Origin of the sequence: Paenibacillus terrae (assembly GCF_000943545.1) — a bacterium.
Lineage (GTDB): Bacteria > Bacillota > Bacilli > Paenibacillales > Paenibacillaceae > Paenibacillus > Paenibacillus terrae_A.
The window spans coordinates 1-354 of the sequence record NZ_JTHP01000209.1 but is presented as its reverse complement, the minus strand read 5'-3'; the positions used below and the strand labels follow the sequence as shown (position 1 = coordinate 354).

The 354-nt window shown below is 41.2% G+C and carries 1 pseudogene; it reads left to right on the top strand.

From position 1 onward, the window contains the following. Positions 1–51 precede the first annotated feature (51 nt). A pseudogene (locus QD47_RS29700) lies at positions 52–354 on the top strand (P22 coat protein - protein 5 domain protein); the annotation flags it as partial.

The following is a 354-nucleotide window of genomic DNA, read 5'->3' as shown; positions in this document are numbered from 1 at the left end:
GTGGATCAGTATCTTGCTGGATTTTACACGGAGGTTAAAGCTGAGAATACGATGGGTAATGATGCAACGCCAATAATTCCAACAAAAGATACAGCCTATGATTTGCTAATTGATTTAGGCGTAATATTGGACGAAAATAATGTACCTGAATCGGAACGATTTGTGGTGGTTCCTGCATGGTACTATGGCTTGCTACTGAAAGATGCCCGTTTCACCAAAGACCCAAATATTATCCGCACAGGTTATGTCGGGGATATTGATGGCATGACGGTTTATAAATCAAACAATGTGCCAAATACAGGAGGAGCCAAGTATAAAATCATCGCAGGTCATAAGAGTGCGATTTCGTTTGCC